Annotated in this window: 20 protein-coding genes and 1 tRNA gene; 7 read left to right on the top strand and 14 right to left on the bottom strand. The window is 66.8% G+C overall.

What is annotated here, in order from left to right; translation table 11 throughout:
* Positions 1 to 9: 9 nt before the first annotated feature.
* The 3 genes from DFR49_RS12215 to DFR49_RS12205 all read right to left on the bottom strand — a co-directional run bounded on the left by DFR49_RS12215 (position 10) and on the right by DFR49_RS12205 (position 4,049).
* Positions 10 to 948 (bottom strand): cell wall hydrolase, encoded by a 939-nt coding sequence (locus DFR49_RS12215; protein WP_119035927.1) that lies wholly within the window; start codon positions 946 to 948, stop codon positions 10 to 12.
* A 477-nt stretch (positions 949 to 1,425) separates the two neighbouring features.
* Positions 1,426 to 2,397, bottom strand: a complete 972-nt coding sequence (locus DFR49_RS12210; RefSeq protein ID WP_119035926.1) for an agmatine deiminase family protein — start codon at positions 2,395 to 2,397, stop codon at positions 1,426 to 1,428.
* Positions 2,398 to 2,408: 11 nt separating this feature from the next.
* Complete coding sequence (locus DFR49_RS12205; protein ID WP_119035925.1) at positions 2,409 to 4,049, bottom strand: M28 family metallopeptidase; 1,641 nt, start codon at positions 4,047 to 4,049, stop codon at positions 2,409 to 2,411.
* A gap of 184 nt (positions 4,050 to 4,233) precedes the next feature.
* On the opposite strand from DFR49_RS12205, the gene DFR49_RS12200 reads away from it, so the two are divergent.
* On the top strand, positions 4,234 to 6,222 hold the full coding sequence (locus tag DFR49_RS12200) for an alpha/beta hydrolase family protein (protein ID WP_170151010.1): 1,989 nt from the start codon (positions 4,234 to 4,236) through the stop codon (positions 6,220 to 6,222).
* Positions 6,223 to 6,277: 55 nt separating this feature from the next.
* Here DFR49_RS12200 and rpsD read toward each other — a convergent pair whose 3' ends face one another.
* Entirely contained in the window at positions 6,278 to 6,892 is a 615-nt protein-coding gene (gene rpsD, locus DFR49_RS12195) for a 30S ribosomal protein S4 (protein ID WP_119035923.1), read from the bottom strand.
* A 174-nt stretch (positions 6,893 to 7,066) separates the two neighbouring features.
* On the opposite strand from rpsD, the gene DFR49_RS12190 reads away from it, so the two are divergent.
* Positions 7,067 to 7,372 (top strand): chorismate mutase, encoded by a 306-nt coding sequence (locus DFR49_RS12190; protein WP_119035922.1) that lies wholly within the window; start codon positions 7,067 to 7,069, stop codon positions 7,370 to 7,372.
* A gap of 45 nt (positions 7,373 to 7,417) precedes the next feature.
* Here DFR49_RS12190 and DFR49_RS12185 read toward each other — a convergent pair whose 3' ends face one another.
* Positions 7,418 to 8,155: an RNA methyltransferase gene (locus tag DFR49_RS12185; RefSeq protein WP_119035921.1), complete on the bottom strand. Its 738-nt coding sequence runs from the start codon at positions 8,153 to 8,155 to the stop codon at positions 7,418 to 7,420.
* 170 nt (positions 8,156 to 8,325) lie between these two features.
* Here DFR49_RS12185 and DFR49_RS12180 point away from each other — a divergent pair, with 170 nt between their 5' ends.
* Positions 8,326 to 8,976 carry a DUF4893 domain-containing protein gene (locus tag DFR49_RS12180; protein ID WP_119035920.1) on the top strand — a complete coding sequence of 217 codons (651 nt, stop codon included), beginning with the start codon at positions 8,326 to 8,328 and terminating at the stop codon, positions 8,974 to 8,976.
* Positions 8,977 to 8,989: 13 nt separating this feature from the next.
* Here the strand turns inward: DFR49_RS12180 and recF are convergent, their stop codons facing one another.
* The 4 genes from recF to DFR49_RS12160 all read right to left on the bottom strand — a co-directional run bounded on the left by recF (position 8,990) and on the right by DFR49_RS12160 (position 12,898).
* A complete protein-coding gene (gene recF, locus DFR49_RS12175) occupies positions 8,990 to 10,060 on the bottom strand; it encodes a DNA replication/repair protein RecF (RefSeq protein ID WP_119035919.1) in 1,071 nt (356 codons plus the stop codon).
* Positions 10,061 to 10,139: 79 nt separating this feature from the next.
* Positions 10,140 to 10,919: a Coq4 family protein gene (locus tag DFR49_RS12170; protein ID WP_119035918.1), complete on the bottom strand. Its 780-nt coding sequence runs from the start codon at positions 10,917 to 10,919 to the stop codon at positions 10,140 to 10,142.
* Positions 10,920 to 10,984: 65 nt separating this feature from the next.
* Positions 10,985 to 12,097, bottom strand: a complete 1,113-nt coding sequence (dnaN, locus tag DFR49_RS12165) for a DNA polymerase III subunit beta (protein ID WP_119035917.1) — start codon at positions 12,095 to 12,097, stop codon at positions 10,985 to 10,987.
* 141 nt (positions 12,098 to 12,238) lie between these two features.
* Entirely contained in the window at positions 12,239 to 12,898 is a 660-nt protein-coding gene (locus DFR49_RS12160; RefSeq protein ID WP_119035916.1) for an outer membrane protein, read from the bottom strand.
* A gap of 134 nt (positions 12,899 to 13,032) precedes the next feature.
* Between DFR49_RS12160 and DFR49_RS12155 the strand changes: the two genes are divergently transcribed.
* A complete protein-coding gene (locus DFR49_RS12155; protein WP_119035915.1) occupies positions 13,033 to 13,671 on the top strand; it encodes a histidine phosphatase family protein in 639 nt (212 codons plus the stop codon).
* A complete protein-coding gene (locus tag DFR49_RS12150) occupies positions 13,668 to 14,129 on the top strand; it encodes a hypothetical protein (protein ID WP_119035914.1) in 462 nt (153 codons plus the stop codon). The genes DFR49_RS12155 and DFR49_RS12150 overlap by 4 nt, the downstream gene beginning before the upstream one ends.
* Positions 14,130 to 14,245: 116 nt before the next feature.
* Here DFR49_RS12150 and DFR49_RS12145 read toward each other — a convergent pair.
* A tRNA-Thr gene (locus DFR49_RS12145) sits at positions 14,246 to 14,320 on the bottom strand.
* Between the two features lie 82 nt (positions 14,321 to 14,402).
* Here DFR49_RS12145 and DFR49_RS22010 point away from each other — a divergent pair.
* Positions 14,403 to 14,546: a hypothetical protein gene (locus DFR49_RS22010; RefSeq protein ID WP_170151009.1), complete on the top strand. Its 144-nt coding sequence runs from the start codon at positions 14,403 to 14,405 to the stop codon at positions 14,544 to 14,546.
* 6 nt (positions 14,547 to 14,552) lie between these two features.
* On the opposite strand, the gene DFR49_RS12140 is transcribed toward DFR49_RS22010, so the two are convergent.
* Both DFR49_RS12140 and DFR49_RS12135 read right to left on the bottom strand, forming a co-directional pair.
* On the bottom strand, positions 14,553 to 15,809 hold the full coding sequence (locus DFR49_RS12140; protein WP_119035913.1) for a spinster family MFS transporter: 1,257 nt from the start codon (positions 15,807 to 15,809) through the stop codon (positions 14,553 to 14,555).
* A gap of 97 nt (positions 15,810 to 15,906) precedes the next feature.
* Positions 15,907 to 18,270 carry a TonB-dependent receptor gene (locus tag DFR49_RS12135; protein WP_119035912.1) on the bottom strand — a complete coding sequence of 788 codons (2,364 nt, stop codon included), beginning with the start codon at positions 18,268 to 18,270 and terminating at the stop codon, positions 15,907 to 15,909.
* A gap of 216 nt (positions 18,271 to 18,486) precedes the next feature.
* On the opposite strand from DFR49_RS12135, the gene DFR49_RS12130 reads away from it, so the two are divergent.
* Positions 18,487 to 19,119 carry a TetR/AcrR family transcriptional regulator gene (locus tag DFR49_RS12130; RefSeq protein WP_245968552.1) on the top strand — a complete coding sequence of 211 codons (633 nt, stop codon included), beginning with the start codon at positions 18,487 to 18,489 and terminating at the stop codon, positions 19,117 to 19,119.
* Between the two features lie 239 nt (positions 19,120 to 19,358).
* On the opposite strand, the gene DFR49_RS12125 is transcribed toward DFR49_RS12130, so the two are convergent.
* Positions 19,359 to 20,606, bottom strand: a complete 1,248-nt coding sequence (locus DFR49_RS12125) for an SO2930 family diheme c-type cytochrome (protein WP_245968406.1) — start codon at positions 20,604 to 20,606, stop codon at positions 19,359 to 19,361.
* A 71-nt stretch (positions 20,607 to 20,677) separates the two neighbouring features.
* Positions 20,678 to 21,898, bottom strand: coding sequence for a parallel beta-helix domain-containing protein (locus DFR49_RS22260; protein ID WP_245968404.1), 1,221 nt, complete (start codon positions 21,896 to 21,898; stop codon positions 20,678 to 20,680).
* Positions 21,899 to 21,988 lie beyond the last annotated feature (90 nt).

Below are 21,988 nucleotides of genomic sequence, written 5' to 3'. Positions count from 1 at the left end.
GCATCCTGATCAGGCGTCGTCGCCCGGCGTCCCCGCATGGATCGTCACCCCGTGCTGCACGGCCGCGGCGGCAGGGCCGCGATGGATCGCGACGCCGCTGCGATGCTCGACGGGCCGAGCCGCGCTCGCCGTCTCCGCGCTGTCGGCGTCTGTCGCCGCCGCCACGCCGCCGCGATGGATGCGCACGCCCTCGATCGCCTCGATCAGCGCCTCGGTCGCCTTTTCGGCGAAGCGCGTACCCGCCGTCACGCCGGGTTCGACGCCGCCATAGCGCTGGCGATAGGCGAGTGCGCCGCCCCATACCCCCGGCAGGCGATAGAAGATATGCGCGCCGATCGTGCCGACGCTGGTGACGCGCGTTGCCCAGCCGGGGTGCACCGCATCGGTGTGATAGAAGGTCGCCGATCCCACCGGCGCGTAGACGAAGCCTGCCAGCGCCGCCTGCGCCACCTGCCGCGCGCGTTCCCACGCCGCGGGCTCGCGCCGCGCGGTCAGCGATCCGTCGCAGGTGAAGGTGAACTGGCATCCGGTGCTGCGCGACGATCCTTCGTACACGGTGCCGCACACGCTGTTGGGAAAGGCCGGGTTGCGGACGCGGTTGAGCACCACCTGCGCCACCGCCTGCTGGCCTTCGATCGGCTCGGAGCGGGCTTCGTAATAAACCGCCTGCGTCAGGCAATCGAGCGCACGGGCAGCGTCGTCGCCCTGTGCGGTATCGAGAAAGGCCGGCGCCGCCGTCACCGCCATCGCCTCGGCAAGCGTCGGCGCTCCGGCATGCGCGAGCAGCGCCTCGGACGGGCCGGGCGGCACGGCGAGCACCACTTTTGATGCCGTCCGCGCGGGCGGCGGCACCGGCATCGTCACACGCGCTTGCTCGCGCGGCGCGGTGGCGACGCACGACGTGGCGGCAATCAGCGTGACGAGCCCGAAGGCGATGCGCGTGTCCATGTCCCCGCCCGGCGGTGGAAAACCCCGCTGGCGGCATAGCCCTCGAACCGTTGTGATCTGCTTAACCGCGATGTCGATGCGCCGCCGGATCAATGCCCGGCCTTCGTGCTGGTCGGCATAAGGACGAGAAAGGACATAGGGTCGCGCCGAAGCGCAGAGAGCGCAGAGAAAATGACCCCGTCGCCCCAGCGAAGGCTGGGGTCCATGTCTCTCGCGACTGGCACCACAGTCAGAAATAGACCCCAGCCTTCGCTGGGGTGACGATTTCTTCGCGCCTCCGCGTTATTCCCTCTTTGTTCTTTTCGCTGTCCTACAACCCCACAGTCATGCCATGCTTCGCACCGCTCTTTGATTCGGTCGATCTCGTGCGCGCCGGCGCCCAGCCTCGGCAGCAAGTGTTCTTGGGCTCACCTTCGCCTAAACTTCCGCGCTTCAGGGTTGTTTGAGGGAGCGGGCCGGCGCCGCGCGAACAATACCCTACGCGGGCACCTGCTGGCTGATGCAGTGGAAGCTGCCGCCGCCGGTCAGGATATGGTCGGCGCGCTGGCCCACGACGTTGCGGGTAGGGAACAGGTCGGCGATCGCGGCGACCGCGGCGGCGTCGTTCTCGGCGCCATATTGCGGCACCACGACGCTGGCATTGCCAATGTAGAAATTCATGTAGCTTGCCGGCACCACCTCGTCGCCATGCAGGATTCGGCCGGGTGAGGGCAGCCGCACCAATTCGACCCGGCCGAAGCTTTCGGCGCGCTGCGCGGCGCGCTGATAGACTTGCCAATTGGGGTCGTTCTCGGTCGGCTCGGGGATCGCCAGCCGCGCCGGCCCCACGAAGCGCGCAAGGTTGTCGACATGGCCGTCGGTATGGTCGTTGAGCAGCCCATCGCCCAGCCACAGCACGTCGACCACGCCGAGATCGTGGTAGAGCCGCTCCTCGATCTCGGCCTTGCCCAGCCCGGCGTTGCGATTGGGGTTGAGCAGGCATTGCTCGGTGGTGACGGCAAGCCCGGTGCCGTCGCCGTCGATCGCGCCGCCCTCGAGGATCCAGCCGCACGTCTCGGTCGCGATCCCCAACCGTGCGGCCAGCCGCTCGCCGATGTCGTCGTCGCCGGGCAGATCGTATTTGCCGCCCCAGCCGTTGAAGTCGAAATCGCGTGCCGTCCCGTCCGATACCAGGATCGGTGCGGTATCGCGCAGCCAGATATCGCCGAACGGCTCGACCACCACCTCGGCGAAGGGCGCGGCCTTTCGCGCAGCGGCAGCGGCTTCGTCGTCGGCGGCGACCAGCAGCACCGTCTCGCCCTTGCCGTCGGCGTGGACCGCGCGCGCAAAGGCGATCACTTCCTCGCGGGCAGGCATCAGATCGTCGCGCCACAATTCCGCGTGGCTCGGAAAGCCGATCCACACCGCCTTGTGCCGCGCCCATTCGGCGGGTTGCACCACTCGAGCCATTGGCGAACGTCCTATTGTGCCGCCGCGCGAGACGCCTCGCGAATCGCGCGGAACTCGGCATCGGGCTTCCATGCGGGCCAGCTATCGCCTTCGGCGAGCCCGCGGCCAAGCCGATAATAGAGCGTCAGGTCGTCGATCGCGCCCGACCAATCCCATGTCGGATCATATTCGTCGGCGGGCTGGTGATAGCGATGCTCGCCATAATCCTTCGCTGCCGCTTCACCCGCCACGGTGCCGCCTTCCACCAGATCCTCGCCGCTGCCCGCATCGAGCATCGGCACGCCCAGTTTGGCGAAGCTGAAATGGTCCGATCGGTAATAGCCGCCGCGCTCGGGATGCGCCTCGGGCTCGACGTGGCGCCCCTGCGCCTTGGCGAGCGGCACGATCAGATCATCGAGGTCTGACTTGCCGTACCCGGTGACGACGACATTCCGGGTCCGGCCGTTGACGTTGAGCACGTCCATATTGACGCCCCCCACCGTCAGCCCGAGCGGATAGATCGGATGCTCGGCATAATAACGCGATCCCAGCAGCCCCGATTCCTCGGCCGTCACCGCCATAAAGGCCTGGGTGCGCGCCGCCGGCCCGGCCTTCACCTGCGCCTCGGCGATCGCGATCAGCCCGGCGACCCCGCTCGCATTGTCGAGCGCGCCGTTGCAGATGTCGTCGCCATCGACCGCGTCGCAGCGCCCGAGATGGTCCCAATGCGCGGTGTAGAACACCGTCTCCTGCGGCCGTTCGGTGCCAGGCAGTACGCCGATCACGTTCTTCGATGCCTGCCGCCGGACGCTGTTGTCGAACGTGAAGCTCGCCTTGAGCCCCAGCGGCACCGCCTTGAAGCCCTTGTTCCCGGCGGTCGCCGCGAGCGCCTCGAAATCCTTGCCGGCGCTGGCGAACAGCCGCTTCGCCGCATCGAGCTGGACCCAGCCGATGGCCTCGCTCTGGTCCATGTGATCGCCCTCGGCCGCAAGCTCGAGTTGCGGCCCGGTCCATGACGACTGAACGACGTTCCACCCGTAGGAGGCTGGCGCGGTCTGATGGACGATGATCGCCGCGGCGGCGCCCTGTCGCGCGGCTTCCTCGTATTTGTAGGTCCAGCGCCCGTAATAGGTCATTGCGCGGCCCTCGAACGGGCCGTCGTTCCCGGCGGTTTCCCAATCGGGATCGTTGACGAGGATGACGACGGTCTTCCCCTTCACGTCGACGCCGGCATAATCGTTCCAGCCGCGCTCGGGCGCGTTGATGCCGTAGCCGACGAAGACCATGTCGCTGTTCCGAACGGCGATCCGCGGCACCACGCGATAGGTCGCGATCACCATGTCGGTGCGATAGGCGAACGAAAGCGGCGTCGTGCCGCCGGTGATCGTGATCGGCGCCACGTCGCGCGCGGTGATCTCGACCAGCGGCACATCCTGGAACCACGATCCGTGATTGCCCGGTTGCAACCCGGCCGTCTTGAACCGCGCGACGATATAATCGGTCGTCTTCGCCTCGGCCGGTGTGGTCGGCGCCCGACCCTCATAGGCGTCGGACGACAGCGTCTCGGTGACGGTCTTGAGCGTCTCGATCGAGAGGGTGGGTGCGTCCTGCCCGGCAGCGGGCGCGGCGAGCAGCAGCGCGGCGAGGAGCAGCGGAATCGAGCAGCGTGACATGCGCGATCTGTCGCATCCGGCAGGCGCGCACGCAAGCGGGCGCGTCGCTTCGGATGAAACATGAAGCAAGGCTCCACGCATGCGGCCGCAGGGTGGTCCCTTGCGTGACGTAGCTGGATGGAGCACGATCTTCCGCATAGAAACCAATCGATTGGGGGGAATTTTCCAAATGTACGATGTTGGAATGCGCGCGAGAGCGCTCCGTTTTGGCGTCGCCGCGGTGTCGCTTGCCGCGATTGCCTGTCCCGCGTCGGCGCAGCAGATGAGCGACGCGGACGCGGCAGCGGCCTTCGGCAAGCGCGAAAGCGTGCTCGACGCCAGCCTGTCGCCGGACGGATCGAAAATCGCGACGGTCGTTCCCGGTCCGGGCCAGGGCACCGTGCTGGCCGTGATCGATGTCGCGAGCGGCGCGTCGAAGCCGATCAACTTCGCGGACGGCAACCCACTTGCACTCGTTTCGTGCGGCTGGGCATCGAACACGCGGCTCCTGTGCACCGAATACGGCATCGCGACGGTCGAGGGAGTCCAGCGTGTCTTCCTCCGGCTCGCGTCGCTCAACGCCGACGGCAGCGACGCGCGCGCCATCACCGCGCAGCAGCGCAACCAATATCGGGCGCAGGGCTCTGACGGGCGCGTTATCGATTGGCGCGACGGCTCGTCGCCGAAGGTCCTCGTCGAACGCTATTATATGCCGGTGCGTGCGGGGATGGCGCGCATGGGCAATAGCAAGCAAGGTTATGGCGTCGATCTGATCGACGTCGAGACCGGTAAGGTCGATCACGTCATTGGCCCCAATCCGGTCGCGCAACGCTATATCGCTGACGGCACCGGTGCGGTGCGGATCATGCAGACCGACGAATCGTTGCGGCGCAACGTCTTCTCGAAGGGCGTCGAGACGTTCTACTACCGCAAGCAGGGTAGCGACGATTGGACGCCTTTTTCCACCTACAACAGCGTGACGAACGAGGGCATGGCGCCGATCGCGGTCGATGGGTCGACCGACACGGCATATGCGATCGGGCGCGTCGACGGACGCGACGCGCTGTTCCGCGTCGCGCTCGACGGCTCGATGAAGAAGGAGCTTGCCTATGCCAATCCGAAATATGACGTTGCGGGCGTCATCACGGTGGGGCGGCGCGGGCATATCGTCGCCGCGACCTATTCGAGCGACGTCGAACAAGCACATTACTTCGATCCCAAATATGAAAAGCTTACCGCATCGCTTTCGGCGGTCCTGCCGAACCAGCCGCTGATCAACATCGTCGATTCGAGCGCCGACGGCACGAAACATCTGATCTACGCCGAATCGGATGTCGATTCGGGCCGCTATTACTTCTTCGACGAGCGCGCGAAAAAGCTGCGGCAGATCGCGATCGAGCGGCCACAGCTCGCGGGTGTGCCGCTCGGCAAGATGACGTCGGTCAGCTATCCGGCGGCGGACGGTACGGCGATCCCCGCCTATCTCACGCTTCCACCGGGCAGCGACGGCAAGAACCTTCAGGCGATCGTCATGCCGCACGGCGGCCCCGCCTCGCGTGACCAATGGGGGTTCGATTGGCTGACGCAATTCTTCGTCAATCGCGGCTATGCCGTGCTCCAGCCCAATTATCGTGGCTCGACGGGCTATGGCGATGATTGGTTCAACGACAATGCCTGGCATTCGTGGAAGACCGCGATCGGCGATGTGAATGATGCGGGCCGGTGGCTCGTGAAGCAGGGTATCGCCGATCCCGCCAAGCTCGCGATCGTCGGATGGTCCTACGGCGGCTATGCGGCGCTCCAGTCGAACGTGCTCGATCCGGCGCTCTTCCACGCGGTCGTGGCGGTCGCCCCGGTGACCGATCTCGGCATGCTGCGCGATGAGCACAAGGGCTATGTCAATACGCGGCTTGCGCTGGACGAGATCGGCGACAGCCCGGAAATCGTCGAATCAGGCTCCCCGCTGCGCCACGTCGGCGCGTTCAAGGCACCCGTCTTGATGTTCCACGGCACCAAGGACATGAACGTCGATATCAAGGAATCGCAGGCGATGGACGCGGCGCTGGATAAAGCGGGCAAGCAGAGCACGTTGATCGTCTACCCCGGTCTCGACCATCAATTACGCGATTCGGCGGCGCGGGCCGACATGCTGTCCAAATCAGCGGCGTTCCTCGAACAGGCGCTGCATCTCTGATACAAAAAGGGCGGCCCCTCGGGGCCGCCCTCTTCGTATCGTCGGAAAGCGCCGATCAGCGCGAGTAGAACTCGACGACGAGGTTCGGTTCCATCTTCACCGGATAGGGCACCTCGTCGAGCGAGGGCACGCGGGTGAAGGTGACCTTGGCCGTGCCGTCGGGCGCGACATAATCGGGGATGTCGCGCTCGGCGAGGCTCTGCGCTTCGAGCACCAGCGCCATTTCCTGCGCCTTCGAGCCCAAGGTGATCTCGTCACCCGGCACCACACGGCGCGAGGCGATGTTGCACTTGACGCCGTTGACGCGAACATGGCCGTGGCTGACGAGTTGGCGCGCGGCGAAGATCGTCGGCGCGAACTTGGCGCGATAGACGATCATGTCGAGCCGCTGCTCGAGCAGGCCGATCAGGTTGAGACCGGTGTCGCCCTTCATCCGCGCGGCTTCCTGATAGGCGCGCTTGAACTGCTTTTCGGTGACGTCGCCGTAATAGCCCTTGAGCTTCTGCTTGGCGCGGAGCTGGATGCCGTAATCGGACACCTTGCCCTTGCGGCGCTGACCGTGCTGGCCGGGGCCGTATTCGCGCTTGTTGACCGGGCTCTTCGGGCGACCCCAGATGTTTTCGCCCATCCGGCGGTCGAGTTTGTACTTGGCGCTGTTGCGCTTCGACATGCGTCATTCCTCAAATGCGTTAACGTTGTCCCCGGTACCGCCTGCGTCCGGGAAACCGGGCAGGGCCACCGCTTCACCGGGATGCGGGGCCAATTGCGAAGCGCGAGCGCCTAGCGAGCAGGTGGCCCGGAGTCAAGCTGGACAGCCGCGCGGCGCGCGCGCAAAGGCGGTTTCATGACCAACATCATCCTTCCCGGCGCGGCCTGCACGACGATGGCCGAGGTGCGCGCCGGCGTCGACCACGTCGACCGCGAACTGATCGCGCTGATCGCACGCCGCTTCGCCTATATGGACGCCGCCGCGCGCATCAAGCCCGAGCGCGGCCAGGTGCGTGACGAGGTGCGCAAGGCCCAGGTGATCGACAACGCCCGCGCAGGCGCCCGCGCCGCGGGCATCCCTGAGGCGCCGATCGCGGCCTTGTGGGATCAACTCGTTGAAGCCTCGATCGCGTACGAGTTCGACGAATTCGACAAGCGGTAGGATGATTCGGCTACGTGGGAGCGGCACCGGTCCGCTTCCCCGCACCTATCCCCGCCGCCGCTTCTTGCCGTCGAGCGCGGAGAGCACCCCGCGCAGCGTGCGCAGTTCCTGGCTCGTCCAGCCCGGCTTGGTGAGCATCGTCCGCAGCGTGCGCCGCGTCGCCGACGTGCGCTCGGGCGGGTGGAAGAATCCCGCGCCGTCGAGCATCGTATCGAGCTGGGCGAACATGCCTTCGAATTCGTCCTGCGGCGCGGGGGGATCGAGAAGGGTGCCGGGCGGGGACGCCAGATCCATGCCCTTCGACCATTCGTAGGCGATCACCATCACCGCCTGCGCGAGGTTGAGCGAGCCGAATTCGGGGTTGATCGGCACGGTGACGATGGTGCGCGCGAGCGCGACGTCGTCGGTCTCCAACCCCGAGCGTTCCGGGCCGAACACGATCGCCGAGCGGCCGGGCGCGCCGTGAATCTCGTGCGCGGCGGCCTCAGGGGTCAGCACCGGCTTGGTGACGCCGCGCTTGCGCACCGTGGTTGCGTGGACGTGCGCGCAATCGGCGACGGCATCGGCGAGATGATCGAACAGCGCGGCGCGTTCGAGCACGATGTCTGCGCCAGAAGCGGCCGGCCCGGCCGTGGGGTTGGGCCAGCCGTCGCGCGGGGCGACGAGGCGCAACTCGGTGAGCCCGAAATTGAGCATCGCGCGCGCCGCCTTGCCGATATTCTCGCCCAGTTGCGGGCGCACCAGCACGATGACGGGCGGTGCGCCTGGAGTGTGATCGGTCATGGTCCCTCGTTCCGAGCCGCCGTCCGCCGCGGTCGGGCGGGCGCGGGGAGGCGCGTATCAGGTCGGGGGCGGTCGCGCCAATCGTCTGCCGCGCCGCGCACGCGTTTACGATTTGTTAACCAAATCTCCCCAGATTCGTAAGGGTCGGAAAAGTATAGGGAGTATCTCCGATGCGATGGCTCGTTTTCGCTGCCGTCTTGCCGTGCGCGCTCGCGGCTTGTGCGCGGACGCCCGCGCCGGTCGTTTCGCTGAATGCGGACCCGCTGCCGCCATCCGAGCAAGCGTGGCACGACACGATCGCCCCCGCCGATCAGGCGTTGCTCGAGGAACTGCCCTCGATCTGGACGCAGGTGCTGGCGACCGCGAGGAAACGGAGCGCCGCGAAGATCGATGCCGAAGGACCGCTGCTCGAGGCCGATGCCGCGCTCGATCATCCCGCGCTGCCGCCCGGTTCCTATTGGTGCCGCGTCGTGCGGCTCGGAAAGATCGCAGGCCGCAACCTCATCGAATCTTTCGCGCCGAAATTCTGCTACATCCGCGACGAGGAAAAGGGGCTGAGCTTCACCAAACAATCGGGAAGCGATCTCCCGGCCGGCTATCTCTATGCCGATGGCGAGCAGCGCTACGTCTTTCTCGGCGCGCGACAGGATGCGCCGGGCGACGTCTCGCTCGGCTATGGTGTCAAACCCGATCGCGATGTCGCCGGAGTGGTCGAGCGGGTCGGGCCGTTCCGCTGGCGACTGGTGGCGCCGCGCGACGGCGGCAAGGGGATCGACGTCTACGAACTGACGCCGGTGCCCGCCGACCAGCAACCGTCCTGAGCCTGCGCGCGCGTCATCCTGCCGCCGCGATCCGTCCGTCGGCGACGGTGTAGCGGGTCGCATGGCCGGCGATCGTGTCGAACAAGGCCGGCTCGGTGCCGGTCATCCACACCTGCCCTGCCATGCCGGCGAGCCGATCGAACAGGGCGGCGCGACGGACGGGATCGAGATGCGCGGCGACCTCGTCGAGTAGCAGGATCGGCGCGTGCTGCGTGCGCGCGGCGACGAGCGCGGCATGCGCGAGCACGAGGCCGAGCAGGAGCGCTTTCTGCTCGCCGGTCGAACATAGCGCCGCCGGCTGCCCTTTCGCGAGATGCGTCACCACCAGATCGGCGCGGTGCGGGCCGGTGAGCGTGCGGCCCGCGGTGGCATCACGTCGCCGGTTCGCGGCCAGCGCGGCGGCGAGATCGGGCGCGTCGTCGGTATTCTCGATCGCGAGGCCGGCGCGCGCGAACGCGCTGTCGGGCTCGGCCGCGATTGCCGTCGTGAGCGCGTCGACGGTCGCATGGCGGGCGGTAGCGAGCGCGCGCCCATGCTCGGCCATCTGCGCTTCGAGCGCGGCGAGCCAGTCGGCATCGGGCGGCGCATCGTCGGCAAGCAGGCGGTTGCGCGCGCGCATCGCGGCCTCGTAACGGCTGGCGTGCGCTGCATGGCCGGGCGCGAGCGCGAGCGTCAGGCGATCGAGGAAGCGGCGGCGGTCACCGGGGGTATCGACGAACAGACGGTCCATCGCCGGGGTGAGCCACAGGATCGTCACCCATTCGGCGAGCGTGCCCGCGGGCGCGGGCGCGCCGTTGATGCGCACGATGCGGCGGCTGGCAGCGCCCGGCTCGATCCCGGTGGCAAGCGTGGTGTCGCCGGCGAGCGTCGCCGCGATGCCGAAGCCGCCCTCGCCGCCCTGCCGCGCCATCTCTGCGAGGCTCGCCCGGCGCAGGCCGCGGCCGGGCGCGAGCAGCGACACCGCCTCCAGCACGTTGGTCTTGCCCGCGCCATTCTCGCCGGTGAGCACGACGAACCCCCTGCCGGGCGTCAGCACCGCATCGGCGTGGTTGCGGAAATCGGTGAGGACGAGGCGCGCGATCATGCTCGCGCACGTCTAGGGTTTATTGCACGTGCGTGGAAGCGGCCCCGGCCCGCTTCCATGAAGCGTGGTTCCTTGTGAGTCAGGCCACCGCGGCCGCTGCCTGCTGCTTCTGCGCCGAGAGATAGGAGGCGAGTTCGGGGCCGAGTTCGCGCTGCGCGGTCAGATAGGCGTGCGGAGTTGCAATTCCGAGCCGGCGCCGCGCGGCCTCAATCGGCTCGGCCATCAGCGCCTCATAATCCTCGCCGATCAGCCATTTGGCCTTGCGGCCGTTGCGATAACCTTCCCACACCGCCTTCGAGAACAGGCGGTTGCCCGTGACCTTCAGGCTCTTGAGCGAGGCCGCGCCGGCGATCCACGCCCAGCCGAGCCCGCCGACCTGCGCGTAGCTGAAGGCGACGAGGCACGCCTCGCCCAGGCTTTCGTCGGCCTTGTAGCCGGTCATCACATGCCAGATGTCGTGGACGTCGCGGGTCCGCCGGCCGAACCAGGCATAGGGATGCGCCAGCTCGTCCTCGTGGATGACCTTGGAGACTTCGGCAAGCCCGTCGGCCGAATAGCCCGTCGTCTCCAGAAACTCGCGGTACGCGGCGCCGACCGTGCCGGGCGCGAACTGGTCGACCCAGTGCTTGTCGGTCAAACGCTGTGCCAACTCGACGCGGTCATACGCGGTGCGCCCGCCCTCTTCGGTGGCGAGCAGCCGCGCGTAATTACGCTCCGCATTGCCGGCGTTGAGCGCCTTCATGATGCGGAACACCTGCGTCGTATCGTCGCCATTTGCGAGCAATTTGCGGATCGCATCGAACGCGGTCCGCCAGTCACGCCGCCCGGTGGTGCCGGGAAAGGGGGGAAGCTTGGCCATGAGTCGATCCTTATTTACACAAATGTAAGTAAGGATCGACGGTCAGCGAGTCAATATGGAGACATTTACACCCGCATCGGCATCAGCACGTAGAGCGCGGGCGCCTTGTCGTTCTCACGGATCAGCGTGGGGGCGGCGGCGTCGGCGAGGTGGACCTCGATCAGATCGCCTTCGAGCTGCCCCAGGATATCGAGCAGATAGCGCGAATTGAAGCCGATCTCGAACGCCAGCGAGGAGTAGTCGCCGGGCACTTCCTCGGCGGCGGTGCCGTTTTCGGGGCTCGTTACAGACAATGTGATCTTGTCCTTGTCGAGCGCCATCTTGACTGCGCGGGTCTTTTCGGTCGCGATCGTCGAGACGCGATCGACGCCTTCCTCGAAGCTGCGCGGGTCGATCTTGAGGATCTTGTCGTTGCCGGTCGGGATCACGCGGCTGTAATCGGGAAAGGTGCCATCGATCAGCTTCGAAGTGAGCACGGCCTGCCCGAGATCGAAGCGGATCTTGGTATTGGAGAGCGACACGCCCACCGAACCGTCGATCTCGTCGAGCAGCTTGCGCAGCTCGCCCACGCATTTGCGGGGAATGATGACGTCGGGCATGCCCTCGGCGCCGTCGGGGCGCGGCACGGTGACGCGGGCGAGGCGGTGGCCGTCGGTCGCGGCGGCCTTGAGCACCGGTTGCGGATCGTCGGAGACGTGGAGGAAGATACCGTTGAGATAATAGCGCGTCTCTTCGGTCGAGATCGCGAAGCGCGCCTTGTCGATGATCTGCTTGAGCGTTTCGGCGGGCAGCTCGAACGTCGTCGGCAATTCGCCCTCGGCGATGATCGGGAAATCGTCGCGCGGCAGCGTCGCGAGGCTGAAGCGCGCGCGGCCCGCGACGATCGCCATCCGGCCTTCGGCGGCGGAGAGTTCGACCTGCGCGCCCTCGGGGAGCTTGCGGGCGATGTCGAACAGCGTGTGCGCCGACACCGTCGTCGCGCCGGGCTGGTCGACCGCGGCCGCCACGCTTTCGTCGATCTGGAGGTCGAGATCGGTCGCCATCAGCCTGAGCGTGCCGTCGGCGCGCGCTTCGATCAGCACGTTCGACAGGATCGGAATGGTATTGCGCCGCTCGACCACCGACTGGACGTGGCTGAGCCCCTTGAGCAGGATGGCGCGTTCGATCGTGGCCTTCATCTGATTCCCCCGGGGTCGTGCCCGTTGGTCCCCCTATAAGCCCGTGGCCGGGGACGATTTTAGACATCTTCCTTAACGCAAAAAAGGGCCGGAGCAAGCGCCCCGGCCCTTCAAAAGCGTCACGAATCGACGTGCCGGCGATCAGAAGCGCCAGCCGACGCCCGCGACCACCTGATGACGGTCGGTATCGACGCTGAAGTTATCAGTATTGCCGCCGTTGGCGAACTCCAGCCGCGCGTCGCCATAGTTCGAATAGCGATATTCGACCTTGGCATAGGCGTTGGAGCCGACCTTCTGTTCGACGCCCGCGCCGAGGCGATAGCCGTCGAGGTTGAAGTGCCGGCCGGTTTCGGCATCATCGGCGCCGGCGATCAGATCGAGCCGCTGGTTGGTATAGCCGCCCTTGGCGTAGATCAACGTCGCGGGCGTCGCCTTGAAGCCGGCGCGCACGCCCAGATACAGGTCGCGGCCCGCCTTGACGCGGCCGTAGCCCAGATTGTTGGTATCGACCGTCTCATTGGTCACCTTGCCGGTGGAGCCGGAAATCTCGCCCTCGGCACCGATCACTGCGCTGCCGAAATCGACGTCGTAACCGGCGTCGAGGCCGTAGAGCAGGCCGTCGGCGGTCTGATCGTCGCCGGCGATGTCCGAATCCTCGGTGCTGCCGGGGCGGATGCCGTCATAGCCGGCGATGACGCCGATGCGCGGGCCGGTGAAGGTCGCGTCCTGGGCAAACGCCGGGGCGGCGAACGCACCCGTCGCGGTTGCGGCGGCGAGGGCGGTCAAAACAAGCTTACGCATAACAACTCCATTCATGTCGCGCCCCGGGGGCAGGGCGGACTGGGGAAATAGGTAGGCGCGCGCGAGGTTGCATTAACCTCAGATAAACGCGGAAAAGCGTTGCTTTTGCGCCACACGGGCTTGAAAGAGGGGCGATGAATTCCAAGCGATCCGGCCGCGATTTTATCGCTCGCCACGGCGAGACGGTGTTCAACGCGGCGCGGCGCCTGCAAGGGCGCCAGCCCCATACGCCGTTGACGCGCGCCGGCTTCGCGCAGGCCGACGAGATGGGGCGTGCGCTACGCGCGCTGCTCGGAGCGCGACCGGCGCTCACGATGTGGGCATCGCCCACCGGACGCGCGCTCCAGACGCTCGCGGTGATCGCCGAACATCTCGATCTCGACTGGCACCGCGCCGAAACCGACCCGCGATTGGGCGAGATCGATGTCGGTAGCTGGGAGGGGCGCCACTATCATGAACTCGCCGCCGAGGTCGGCCCGATCATCGATGCCCGAACGGGGTTCCTCACGCCCGCGCCCGACGGCGAGCGCTACCCCGATATCGCCGCGCGTCTCGCGGGGTGGCTTGCCGATACCGACGATGCGCCCGGCGACCGGCTGGTCATCATGCACGGCATCTCGAGCGCGGTGCTGCGCGGGCTGATGACCGGGCGGGCGCCCGCGCCCGCGATCGGCACGCCGTTCGCACCGGCGCTGCCGCAGGGGTCGGTGGTGATGGTTGACCAGGGCGTCGAGACGGTGGTGCATCGCGGGCTGGGACACGCGCCGGCATGAACGCGGCGTTGACGCTCGCACTCGCGCTCGCCGCCGTCCAGCAGGCGGTCGGCATCTATGACGGCTGGGGTGCGTTTGCCGACGAGGCGCGCTGTTATGCGATTGCGACGCCTGTTCCCGGCAGCGCGGCGGCACGGACGGGGGCGTATGCAAGCATCGCCACGTGGCCGGGGCGCGGTATCCGCAATCAATTCGGCGCGCGGCTGAGCCGGACGGTACGTGAAGGCGCGCCGATGACGCTCAGCATCAATGACCGCCGTTTCGACCTGATTGCGCGCGGCGATCGGGCCTGGGCGCCCGATCGCGAGACCGATGCCGCGATCGTCGGCGCGATGCGATCGGGCCGGAGCATGAGCATCGAAGGCGTGAGCGGCGCCGGCCGGGCGTTCGCCGACGTCTACGCCTTGCCGGGCGCGGTGTCCGCGATCGACGCGGCGGCGCTGGCATGTTTGGGTTAAGTGCGGCACCGGCCCGCTCCCCCACCCGGCCACCCATGCAACTATAATGTCTTGGGTGGCGGGGTGGGGGAGCGGGCCGGTGCCGCCTCCACCAAACGTGGACCAACTCTAGGGCGTGGTGCTGCCGGTGAGGATTGAACTCACGACCTCAGCCTTACCAAGGATGCGCTCTACCACTGAGCTACGGCAGCACGGGGCCCGGTCGGGAAGCGGCGCCTATGGCCGCGGGGCGCCGGGATTGTCAAGGTGCGCGCCGCGACATAATCACCGGCCATGACCGAAAAGGACGATCGCGCGGCGCGGCTGGCCCGGCAGTTGCGGGAGAACCTGCGCCGCCGCAAGGGACGCGCTCGCGAGGAGCGGGCGAACGACGGCGCTTCCGATGTGGTCGGACGCGATGATTCGCGTAGCGGTTGAACGCGCTCAATCGACCCAATCGCGCTGGAGCGGCCGGATCGCGAGCATCATCAGCGCCGCCGCGATCAGATAGAAGCCAAGGCACAGGATCACCGCGTTGCGCAACGCATCCACGCCGTAGCTCGCCGTGAAATAGTCCGACAGCCCGCCCATCAGCATCGGCCCGATGCCGAGCCCGATCAGATTGTTGATCATCAGAAAGCTCGCGCTCGCGGTCGCGCGCATCCGCGGCGGCACGAGGTGCTGGACCGCGTTGGTGACCGGCCCCAGCCACAGGATGTTGAGCGCGTTGGGGATCAGCAGCAGCACCCATGATGCGGCGGGCATCGGCACCACCAGCCCGGCGGCGAAGGTGGGCGCGGTGATCAGCCAGGCGATCGCGGGCAGCCGCGCATACCATCGCCTGTCGACCGTGCCGAGCCGGTCGGCGAGCCAGCCACCCGCGAAGACGCCCGCGGTGCCGCCGACGAGCAGCAGCGATCCCATGAACTGGCCGGTGGTGATGAGATCGAAGCCGAAGCTGCGCATCAACACCGCCGGGGTCCACAAGGCGAGGCCGTAGCCGGTAAGCGAACTACACCCGGCGGCGAATGCCATCAGCCAGAAGCTCGGCTTCTTCGCGAGCATCGGGAAGACCGCGCCGAGCGGCACCGCCTGGGTTTCGGCGGCCTTGGCCGGGCGCGGCAGATCGCGCACCACCGCGATGAAGATCGGCGCGAGCACGATCCCCGCGATCCCCATCGTGATGAAGGCCGCGCGCCATTCGACCAACGCGGCGATATAGGCACCGAGCAGCACCCCGCCCGCGAGCCCGATCGGAATGCCGAGCGAATAGATGGCGAGCGCGCGGGCGCGGCGCTCGGGCGGGAAATAATCGGCGATCAGCGCATAGGACGGCGCGACGCCGCCCGCCTCGCCCACGCCGACGCCGAGCCGGAAGATGAAGAAGTGCCAGAAGCTGTTCGCGAACCCGCACAAAGCGGTGAAACCGCTCCATACGGTGAGTGCGCCCGCGATGACCCATGAGCGGCTGGTCTTGTCCGCAAGCAGCGCGAGCGGCACGCCGAGCACCGAATAGAGGATCGCGAAGGCGAGCCCGCCGATCGCGCCGAACTCGGCGTCGCTGAGCCCCAGATCGGCCTTGATCGGCTGGGCGAGGATGCCGAGGATCTGCCGGTCGAGGAAATTGAAGGTGTAGACGACAAGCAGCATCGCGAGCACGAGGCCGCGGGAGGGAGGGGCGCGGAGCGGCGTCGAGCGCATCGTTACGATCCCAAAAGACCGTCACCCCAGCGAAGGCTGGGGTCTCCCGGTGACGACGAGATGCCAGCTTTCGCTGGCATGACGAAAGGGCCGTTGTTCAGAACTTCGCCCCCAGGGTCACGAACACCTGTCGCGGATTGCCGTAAAAAGCGGTCGCGACGCCCTCGAGCCCCAGCGTCGAAGTGTATCCCCCCGCGCCATCGGGCGCGAGGTAATTATAGCCCGAGGTGATGTAGCGCTTGTTGAGGATGTTCTTGGCGTGGAGGCCGATCGAATAGCGATCGTCGGCGAAGCTGTAGCGCAGGTTCGCATCCCACAAGGCATAACCGGGCTGGTCGAGCCACGGGATCGGCACCTCGAATTGATGCGTCAGACTGCGATACGACACGCTGGTCGAGGCATCGACCGCGCCGTCGCCCACCGGAATGTGCGCACCGAGCGTGCCCGACAGCGTCCATTTGGGCGTGTTCTGGAAGGCGCGCTGGTCCGCCACGTCGTCCCCGAAGGCATCGATGAAGCGATCGTATTTGGCGTCGATATACCCCGCGGTCGCGGCGAGATTGATCGTCGAGCCCAGCCCGGCGAAATCCTCGGCAAGCACGGCGTTGCCTTCGAACTCGAGGCCCTTGATCGTCGCCTTGCCCGCGTTCGAGGTGACGCCGACGAAAGTGTCGTTCACCCCGTCGCCGTCGCTGTCGGCGCCGACCGAACCGGGGATCTGCACGTCCTTGTAATTCGACCAGAAGCCGTCGACCGCGAAGGTCACGCGCCGACCGAACAGCGCGGCCTTCCAGCCGATCTCATAGGTGTCGACGCTTTCGGGGGCGAACGAGAGGAAGTCGTAGACTTCCGACGGGCTCACGGCGCCGTCGCCGTTGAAATCGGGGGTCTTGGAGGCGTCGCCGCGCGGATCGAAGCCGCCGCCCTTGAAGCCTTCCGAATAGGAGGCATAGAGCAGGTGATCGGGCGCGGGCTTGAAGCTCACTGACGCGCGCGGGGTGAAGCGGCGGAACATCGCGCGGCCCCGGAAATCGGTGAGCGTCTGGATCACCATCGCGGTGCCGCCGAATTCGGGCGAGGTGCCGCCGACCTTGTTCTGCTTGAGGATGTGCGACTTGCGTTCATCCCAGGTGTAGCGGCCGCCCAGCGAGAGGCTGAGCTGATCGGTCAGGTCATAGGTGAAGTCGCCGTAGAAAGACGAGGTTTCGGTGCGCACGTCGCCCGAGGTATAGCCGTTGAGCCCCGGCAGCCCGATCAGGTCGCCGGTCAGCCCCAGCAGCACGTCGAACGAGGTCTGCGCGGTCGCGCCGAGATAATAATAGCCGAAGATGCCGTGCAGCCGATCGCTGTCGTAGAGGAGCTGGAATTCCTGGCTCGTCTGCTCGTTGCGATAGACCGCGGGGACATCGACATCCACCACGGGCCGCGAATCGAAATCGATCGGGGTATAGCTCGTGTCTTTGCGCCACGCGCTGATGCTCTTGAGCGTCAGTGTGTCGGTGAGATGCGCCTCGGCGGTCATCGACAGCCCGCCCGCCTTGACGTCCTCGCGCGGATTGTTGAGCCCTGCGGTGGTATCATAGACATTGTCGAGCACCGGATCGCCCGAGATCATGCCGGGGAACAGCGCATGGCCGTTGCGCGCGTTCGACTTGTCGTGGGTGTAGTCGCCGGTCAGACGCACGAAGAGGCCCTGGTCGGGCGATTCGAACTCGATCGTGCCGCGCCCGGCCCAGATATCCTTGTTGTAATTGTCGATGCCGAGGTTGAGGTTGTCGCCGAACCCGCCGCGCGACAGTCGCGCCCCCGCGATCCCCACCTTGAACAGGTCGCCGATCGGCGTCGAGGCGCTGATGACGCCGTCGGCCTGATCGTAGCTGCCGTAGGTCGCGCGGAGCTTGACCTCGACATGGTCGGGCAGACGCTTGGTGACATATTTGATCGCGCCGCCGATCGTGTTGCGGCCGTAGAGCGTGCCCTGCGGCCCGCGCAGCACCTCGATCCGCTCGACGTCGTAGATGTCGAGCACCGCAGCCTGCGGGCGGTTCAAATAGACGTCGTCGAGATAGACGCCGATCCCCGCCTCGAAGCCGGGTACCGGATCCTGCTGGCCGACGCCGCGGATGAAGGCGGTGAGCGTCGAGTTGGTGCCGCGCGACGGCTCGAGCGTGACGTTGGGGGTGGATTGCGCGACCTCGGTGATGTCGATCGCGCCCTGCTTTTCGAGCTGTGCGCCGGTGAAGGCGGTGATCGCGACCGGCGTGTCGAGCAGGCGCTCGTCGCGGCGCCGCGCGGTGACGATGATGTCGCCCGTGCTCGCCTCATCGGCGGTGTCGTTCGCCGCCTGCGCGGCCTGTTCGGTGCCGCCGCCCCTCTCTTGCGCGAACGCGGGCGCGCCGGAAAGTGCCGCGAAGGTGAGGCCAACGACGGGCAAGGTGCGATAGCGGATGCGACGGGACATAATGGTTCTCCCCTCCCTCGAAAAAGCGCACAACTCTCAGGGTTGTGCGTCGGTCGATCACGCTATAATGAAACCTGAACCAACTTTCAACTTGGTGCGTGCGGGGAGAGGATGACAATGACGGGCAAGCGTGGCCTTCGGGCAACAGCGACCGCGCGGCCGGGGCTCGACAAGGCCGCCGGGGAGCCGGTAGCCGACACAGCCGGCGCGCGGGCGATGCCCGATACCGCCGCCGCGCGGGTGCCCGATACCGCCGCAAGCGTCGGCAAGGCGCCGCGGACCGAGCGCGGCCGCCGCACGCTGCGCGCGCTGCTCGACGCGGCGGCGGCGGAGTTCGGTGAGAAGGGTTTCCACGACGGGTCGATCAGCGCGATCACCCGTCGCGCGGGCGTCGCGCTCGGCACGTTCTACACCTATTTCGACAGCAAGGATGCGATCTTCCGGGCGCTGGTGCGCGATATGTCGGGGCAGGTGCGCGACCGGGTGGCGCCGGTGCTGGCGAGCGCACCCGACCAGCTATCCGCCGAGCGCGCGGGGCTGCTCGAATTCATCGAGTTCGTGCGTGGTAACAAGGCGATCTACCGGATCATCGACGAGGCCGAGTTCGTCGATCCGACAAGTTTCCGCGCGCATTATGCGACCACCGCCGAGCGCATCGCGCAGCGCCTGTCCGCCGCCGCCGAGCGCGGCGAGGTGCGCGCGGGGGTGGACGACATCCACGCCTGGGCGATCATGGGGATGAACGTGTTCCTCGGGCTGCGCTTCGGGGTCTGGGCCGACGATCGCAGCGCGACCGAGGTTGCCGACACGATCGCTGATCTGCTCGCCAACGGCATCGCGGTGCGCTGAGGAGTTGTTCGGGAAATCGCGGAAGAGCGATGTCCTAGAGCCTGATGTCTTTAAGTCGAACCGCTCCCCAAATCCGTTCGTGCTGACTTGTCACAGGGCCGTTCTGCGATGGACCCGCTGATCGCTTGCGGCGCGGAGTACGGTGCTTCGACAAGCTCAGCACGAACGGATCAACGCAAAATCGTCTGACTCTAGCGGGCCGGTGCCGCCATGCGCCGAAAGGCGCATCCCCGAACACCTCAACGCATCGCGAATTTGGGAGCGTCGGCGACGCGGCATTCACCCTTGAGCTGATCGATCCACGCATCGATCAGCGCGACGCCCTCCGCATGGGTGAGGCTGCGGCCGGTTTCGGGCATCCTCGCGCCGGGATCGGTGATCGCCATGCGGTGCGACAGGACCGAGCCGGGGGCGTCGCCGGGGACGATATCGAACGCGCGGCCTTCGGCGCCGTTGCCCGCGGCGACCGGCGGCTTGCACACGCCGAGCGCGCGCGGATCGGCGTTGGCGCTATCGAGCCATAGCCCGGACACGCGCGCCGGGCCGGTCGGCGAATGGCAATGCGCGCAATTGATGTCGAGATAGGCGCGCGCGCGGGCGTCGAGCGGCGCGGCCGCATCGCTCCAATCGGCATCGCGCGGGATGCCCGCCGTGGGCACTCCGGTGAGATAACCGAGCGCAGCCAGTCGCTTGAGTTGGTTGATCTCCCCACCTGCACCGGGGAACGTCCGGTTGAGATGGCGCGCCTGAAGCCCGATCGGCTCGACCGCGCGAGTGCGATGATCGAGCGTGTGGCAGCCCGCGCATTGATTGGCGTTGGGTACCGAATAGACGAAATTGGTGCGCTTTCCGTCATCGAGCAGGGTCAGCGACACATCGGCGCCCGCGCGCTGGAGCGTCGCCTTCGTTTGGTCCGCGTTCCAGACATAGGGCAGCCCCACCCAGCCATCGGCGCGGCGCACCAGCAGCCGCGTCTCGATCAGCCGGACATGCGCGAGATCGAGCCCGGTGACACCGTTCTGATAGGTCGCCGGCGTCACCTTGAGCACCTCGGCCGTCTCGCCCGGCCGATCGGCCGCGGCGGGCACCGAAAAATAGAAGGTCTTGGTGATGATCGAGCCGACCGGGAAATCGAACGGCCCGGTGGGATCGTAGGTCGCGCTCGCGCCCTTGGGCACGAAGACGGTGCGCCATTTCTGCGCGTAATCGCTGAACAGCGGTGTCGCGAGTTCGTAGGTGACCAGCCCAGCACGCGGAGCGAGCCGGCCGTTCGACATCGTGAACACCCCCCAATCGGCGAGGTTTTCGGGATTATCCGTGGCGTGGAAGGTCACCGCGTCCGGTGCGCGGTGGCAGGCGGTGGCGGCAAGCGCGAGGAGCAGGATCGCAGCGGTGTTCCGCAGGAGGTTGAAAGGATTCGGTTCGCGCAGAGACGCGGAGGCGCAGAGACGGAAGAAATGCGCGACGGCGCGCAGACAGGATGGCACCGGCGACCCCTGAGGGAGCCTCTCTGCGTCTCGGCGTCTCTGCGCGAGTCCTTCTCGCCAACCGTTCACCGTCACCTGGCCCTGGTCATCTCCGCGGGCAGCGCGATCTCGGGCAGGCGTGTGGCGGGCGCGCAATCGGCCGCGACGATCGCCGCGCCCTTGAACTGGTGCGGGCCATCGACGTTGAGCAGTTTCGCGTCGCCATTCTGCACGCAGATGCGCGCGTCGGTGACCTTGGGATCGACGAAGCCGTCCCATACCACGTCGGGCAGTTTGCCGCCGCCCAGCGCCATCAGCGGCTTGAACTGATCGGTGGGATCGTTGCCACCGCCCGAAAAGCGGTTGTTCGCGACATAGATGTTCTGCGGATAGGGATCGTACGCCGCGCTGCGCCCCCGCTGGGTGTCGAAGCCGGTCGAGAAATAGCTCGAGACGATGATGTTCGCGGTCTTGTTGTTGGCGATCTCGTTGTCGAAAATCTCGACATCGTCATTGGCGTTGATAACCACGCCCGACCCCGCCGGCACCGACGATACCGCCGATCCCTTGGCGCCGAAATTGGCGTGGTTGTTGGCCGTGATCGTGTTCTTGTAGACGCGCGTCTTGCTGCCCGGCACGGGCAGATCGGGCATGTTGAACACCAGGATGCCGCCGGTATTGCCGGTCGTGGTGTTGCCGTAGACGTCCGCCCCGGTCGAATTCTCGATCTCGATGCCGGCGACATTGCCCTCGGCGCGGTTGTTGCGGACGATGATGTTGGTCGACTGGCCCACGTAAATGCCCGCGTCCGATGCGCCCTTCACCACGCTTTCCTCGATCAGCACGTTTTCGACCTGCACCGGATAGAGGCCGTAGGCGCCGTTGTCGGTGCTCGGGCCACCGGTCCATTCGGCGCGCACGCGGCGCATCACCGCGTTCTTCGTGCCGTTGATCTTGAGCGCGTCGCCCCTGGTGTCTTCGAGCGCGATATCCTGGAGCGTGAAATCGTCGCCGGTGACGAGCAGCCCCTCGGCGCCCGACATCTGCTTCGCGAACGACAGCACGGTTTTATCCATCCCCGCGCCCTTGATGGTGACGCCGTTGGCGGTGACCGAAAGGCTGCGAGTGAGCGCGTATTTGCCTGCGGGGATCGCGACGATCGTGCCGGGCTTGGCGTCGAGCAATTGCTGCTGGAGCTTCTGTTCGAAGCCGGGATCGATGACGAAGCCCTGCGCGTCGGTCTTGGGTGCCTGGTGGCAGCCTGCCAGAATCAACCCGCCGGCCAGCGCCAGCATCATCGTGTGCCGCATCATCCTCTCCCGCCGTTTTCGGTTGCATATCGCAATCCGCCACGGGTGCGAAGGGGCAATTTCGGCGTTTTGGTTCTCGCGGTTCGGCGGGGG

The sequence above is a fragment of the Hephaestia caeni genome (genome assembly GCF_003550065.1).
Taxonomy (GTDB): Bacteria; Pseudomonadota; Alphaproteobacteria; order Sphingomonadales; family Sphingomonadaceae; genus Sphingomonas; species Sphingomonas caeni_A.
This window is presented reverse-complemented; position numbering and strand designations above follow the sequence as displayed.

Bases quoted from the DNA above. Each gene is read 5' to 3' on its own strand.
- DFR49_RS12150 (WP_119035914.1), top strand. From the start codon at position 13,668: ATGAACGCGGCGTTGACGCTCGCACTCGCGCTCGCCGCCGTCCAGCAG.
- rpsD (WP_119035923.1), bottom strand. From the start codon at position 6,892: ATGTCGAAGCGCAACAGCGCCAAGTACAAACTCGACCGCCGGATGGGC.
- DFR49_RS12215 (WP_119035927.1), bottom strand. From the start codon at position 948: ATGGACACGCGCATCGCCTTCGGGCTCGTCACGCTGATTGCCGCCACG.
- DFR49_RS12135 (WP_119035912.1), bottom strand. From the start codon at position 18,270: ATGTCCCGTCGCATCCGCTATCGCACCTTGCCCGTCGTTGGCCTCACC.
- DFR49_RS12130 (WP_245968552.1), top strand. From the start codon at position 18,487: ATGCCCGATACCGCCGCCGCGCGGGTGCCCGATACCGCCGCAAGCGTC.
- DFR49_RS12180 (WP_119035920.1), top strand. From the start codon at position 8,326: ATGCGATGGCTCGTTTTCGCTGCCGTCTTGCCGTGCGCGCTCGCGGCT.
- DFR49_RS12200 (WP_170151010.1), top strand. From the start codon at position 4,234: ATGCGCGCGAGAGCGCTCCGTTTTGGCGTCGCCGCGGTGTCGCTTGCC.
- recF (WP_119035919.1), bottom strand. From the start codon at position 10,060: ATGATCGCGCGCCTCGTCCTCACCGATTTCCGCAACCACGCCGATGCG.
- DFR49_RS12160 (WP_119035916.1), bottom strand. From the start codon at position 12,898: ATGCGTAAGCTTGTTTTGACCGCCCTCGCCGCCGCAACCGCGACGGGT.
- DFR49_RS12155 (WP_119035915.1), top strand. From the start codon at position 13,033: ATGAATTCCAAGCGATCCGGCCGCGATTTTATCGCTCGCCACGGCGAG.
- DFR49_RS12170 (WP_119035918.1), bottom strand. From the start codon at position 10,919: ATGGCCAAGCTTCCCCCCTTTCCCGGCACCACCGGGCGGCGTGACTGG.
- DFR49_RS12190 (WP_119035922.1), top strand. From the start codon at position 7,067: ATGACCAACATCATCCTTCCCGGCGCGGCCTGCACGACGATGGCCGAG.
- DFR49_RS12185 (WP_119035921.1), bottom strand. From the start codon at position 8,155: ATGACCGATCACACTCCAGGCGCACCGCCCGTCATCGTGCTGGTGCGC.
- DFR49_RS12140 (WP_119035913.1), bottom strand. From the start codon at position 15,809: ATGCGCTCGACGCCGCTCCGCGCCCCTCCCTCCCGCGGCCTCGTGCTC.
- DFR49_RS22010 (WP_170151009.1), top strand. From the start codon at position 14,403: ATGACCGAAAAGGACGATCGCGCGGCGCGGCTGGCCCGGCAGTTGCGG.
- DFR49_RS22260 (WP_245968404.1), bottom strand. From the start codon at position 21,898: ATGATGCGGCACACGATGATGCTGGCGCTGGCCGGCGGGTTGATTCTG.
- dnaN (WP_119035917.1), bottom strand. From the start codon at position 12,097: ATGAAGGCCACGATCGAACGCGCCATCCTGCTCAAGGGGCTCAGCCAC.
- DFR49_RS12205 (WP_119035925.1), bottom strand. From the start codon at position 4,049: ATGTCACGCTGCTCGATTCCGCTGCTCCTCGCCGCGCTGCTGCTCGCC.
- DFR49_RS12210 (WP_119035926.1), bottom strand. From the start codon at position 2,397: ATGGCTCGAGTGGTGCAACCCGCCGAATGGGCGCGGCACAAGGCGGTG.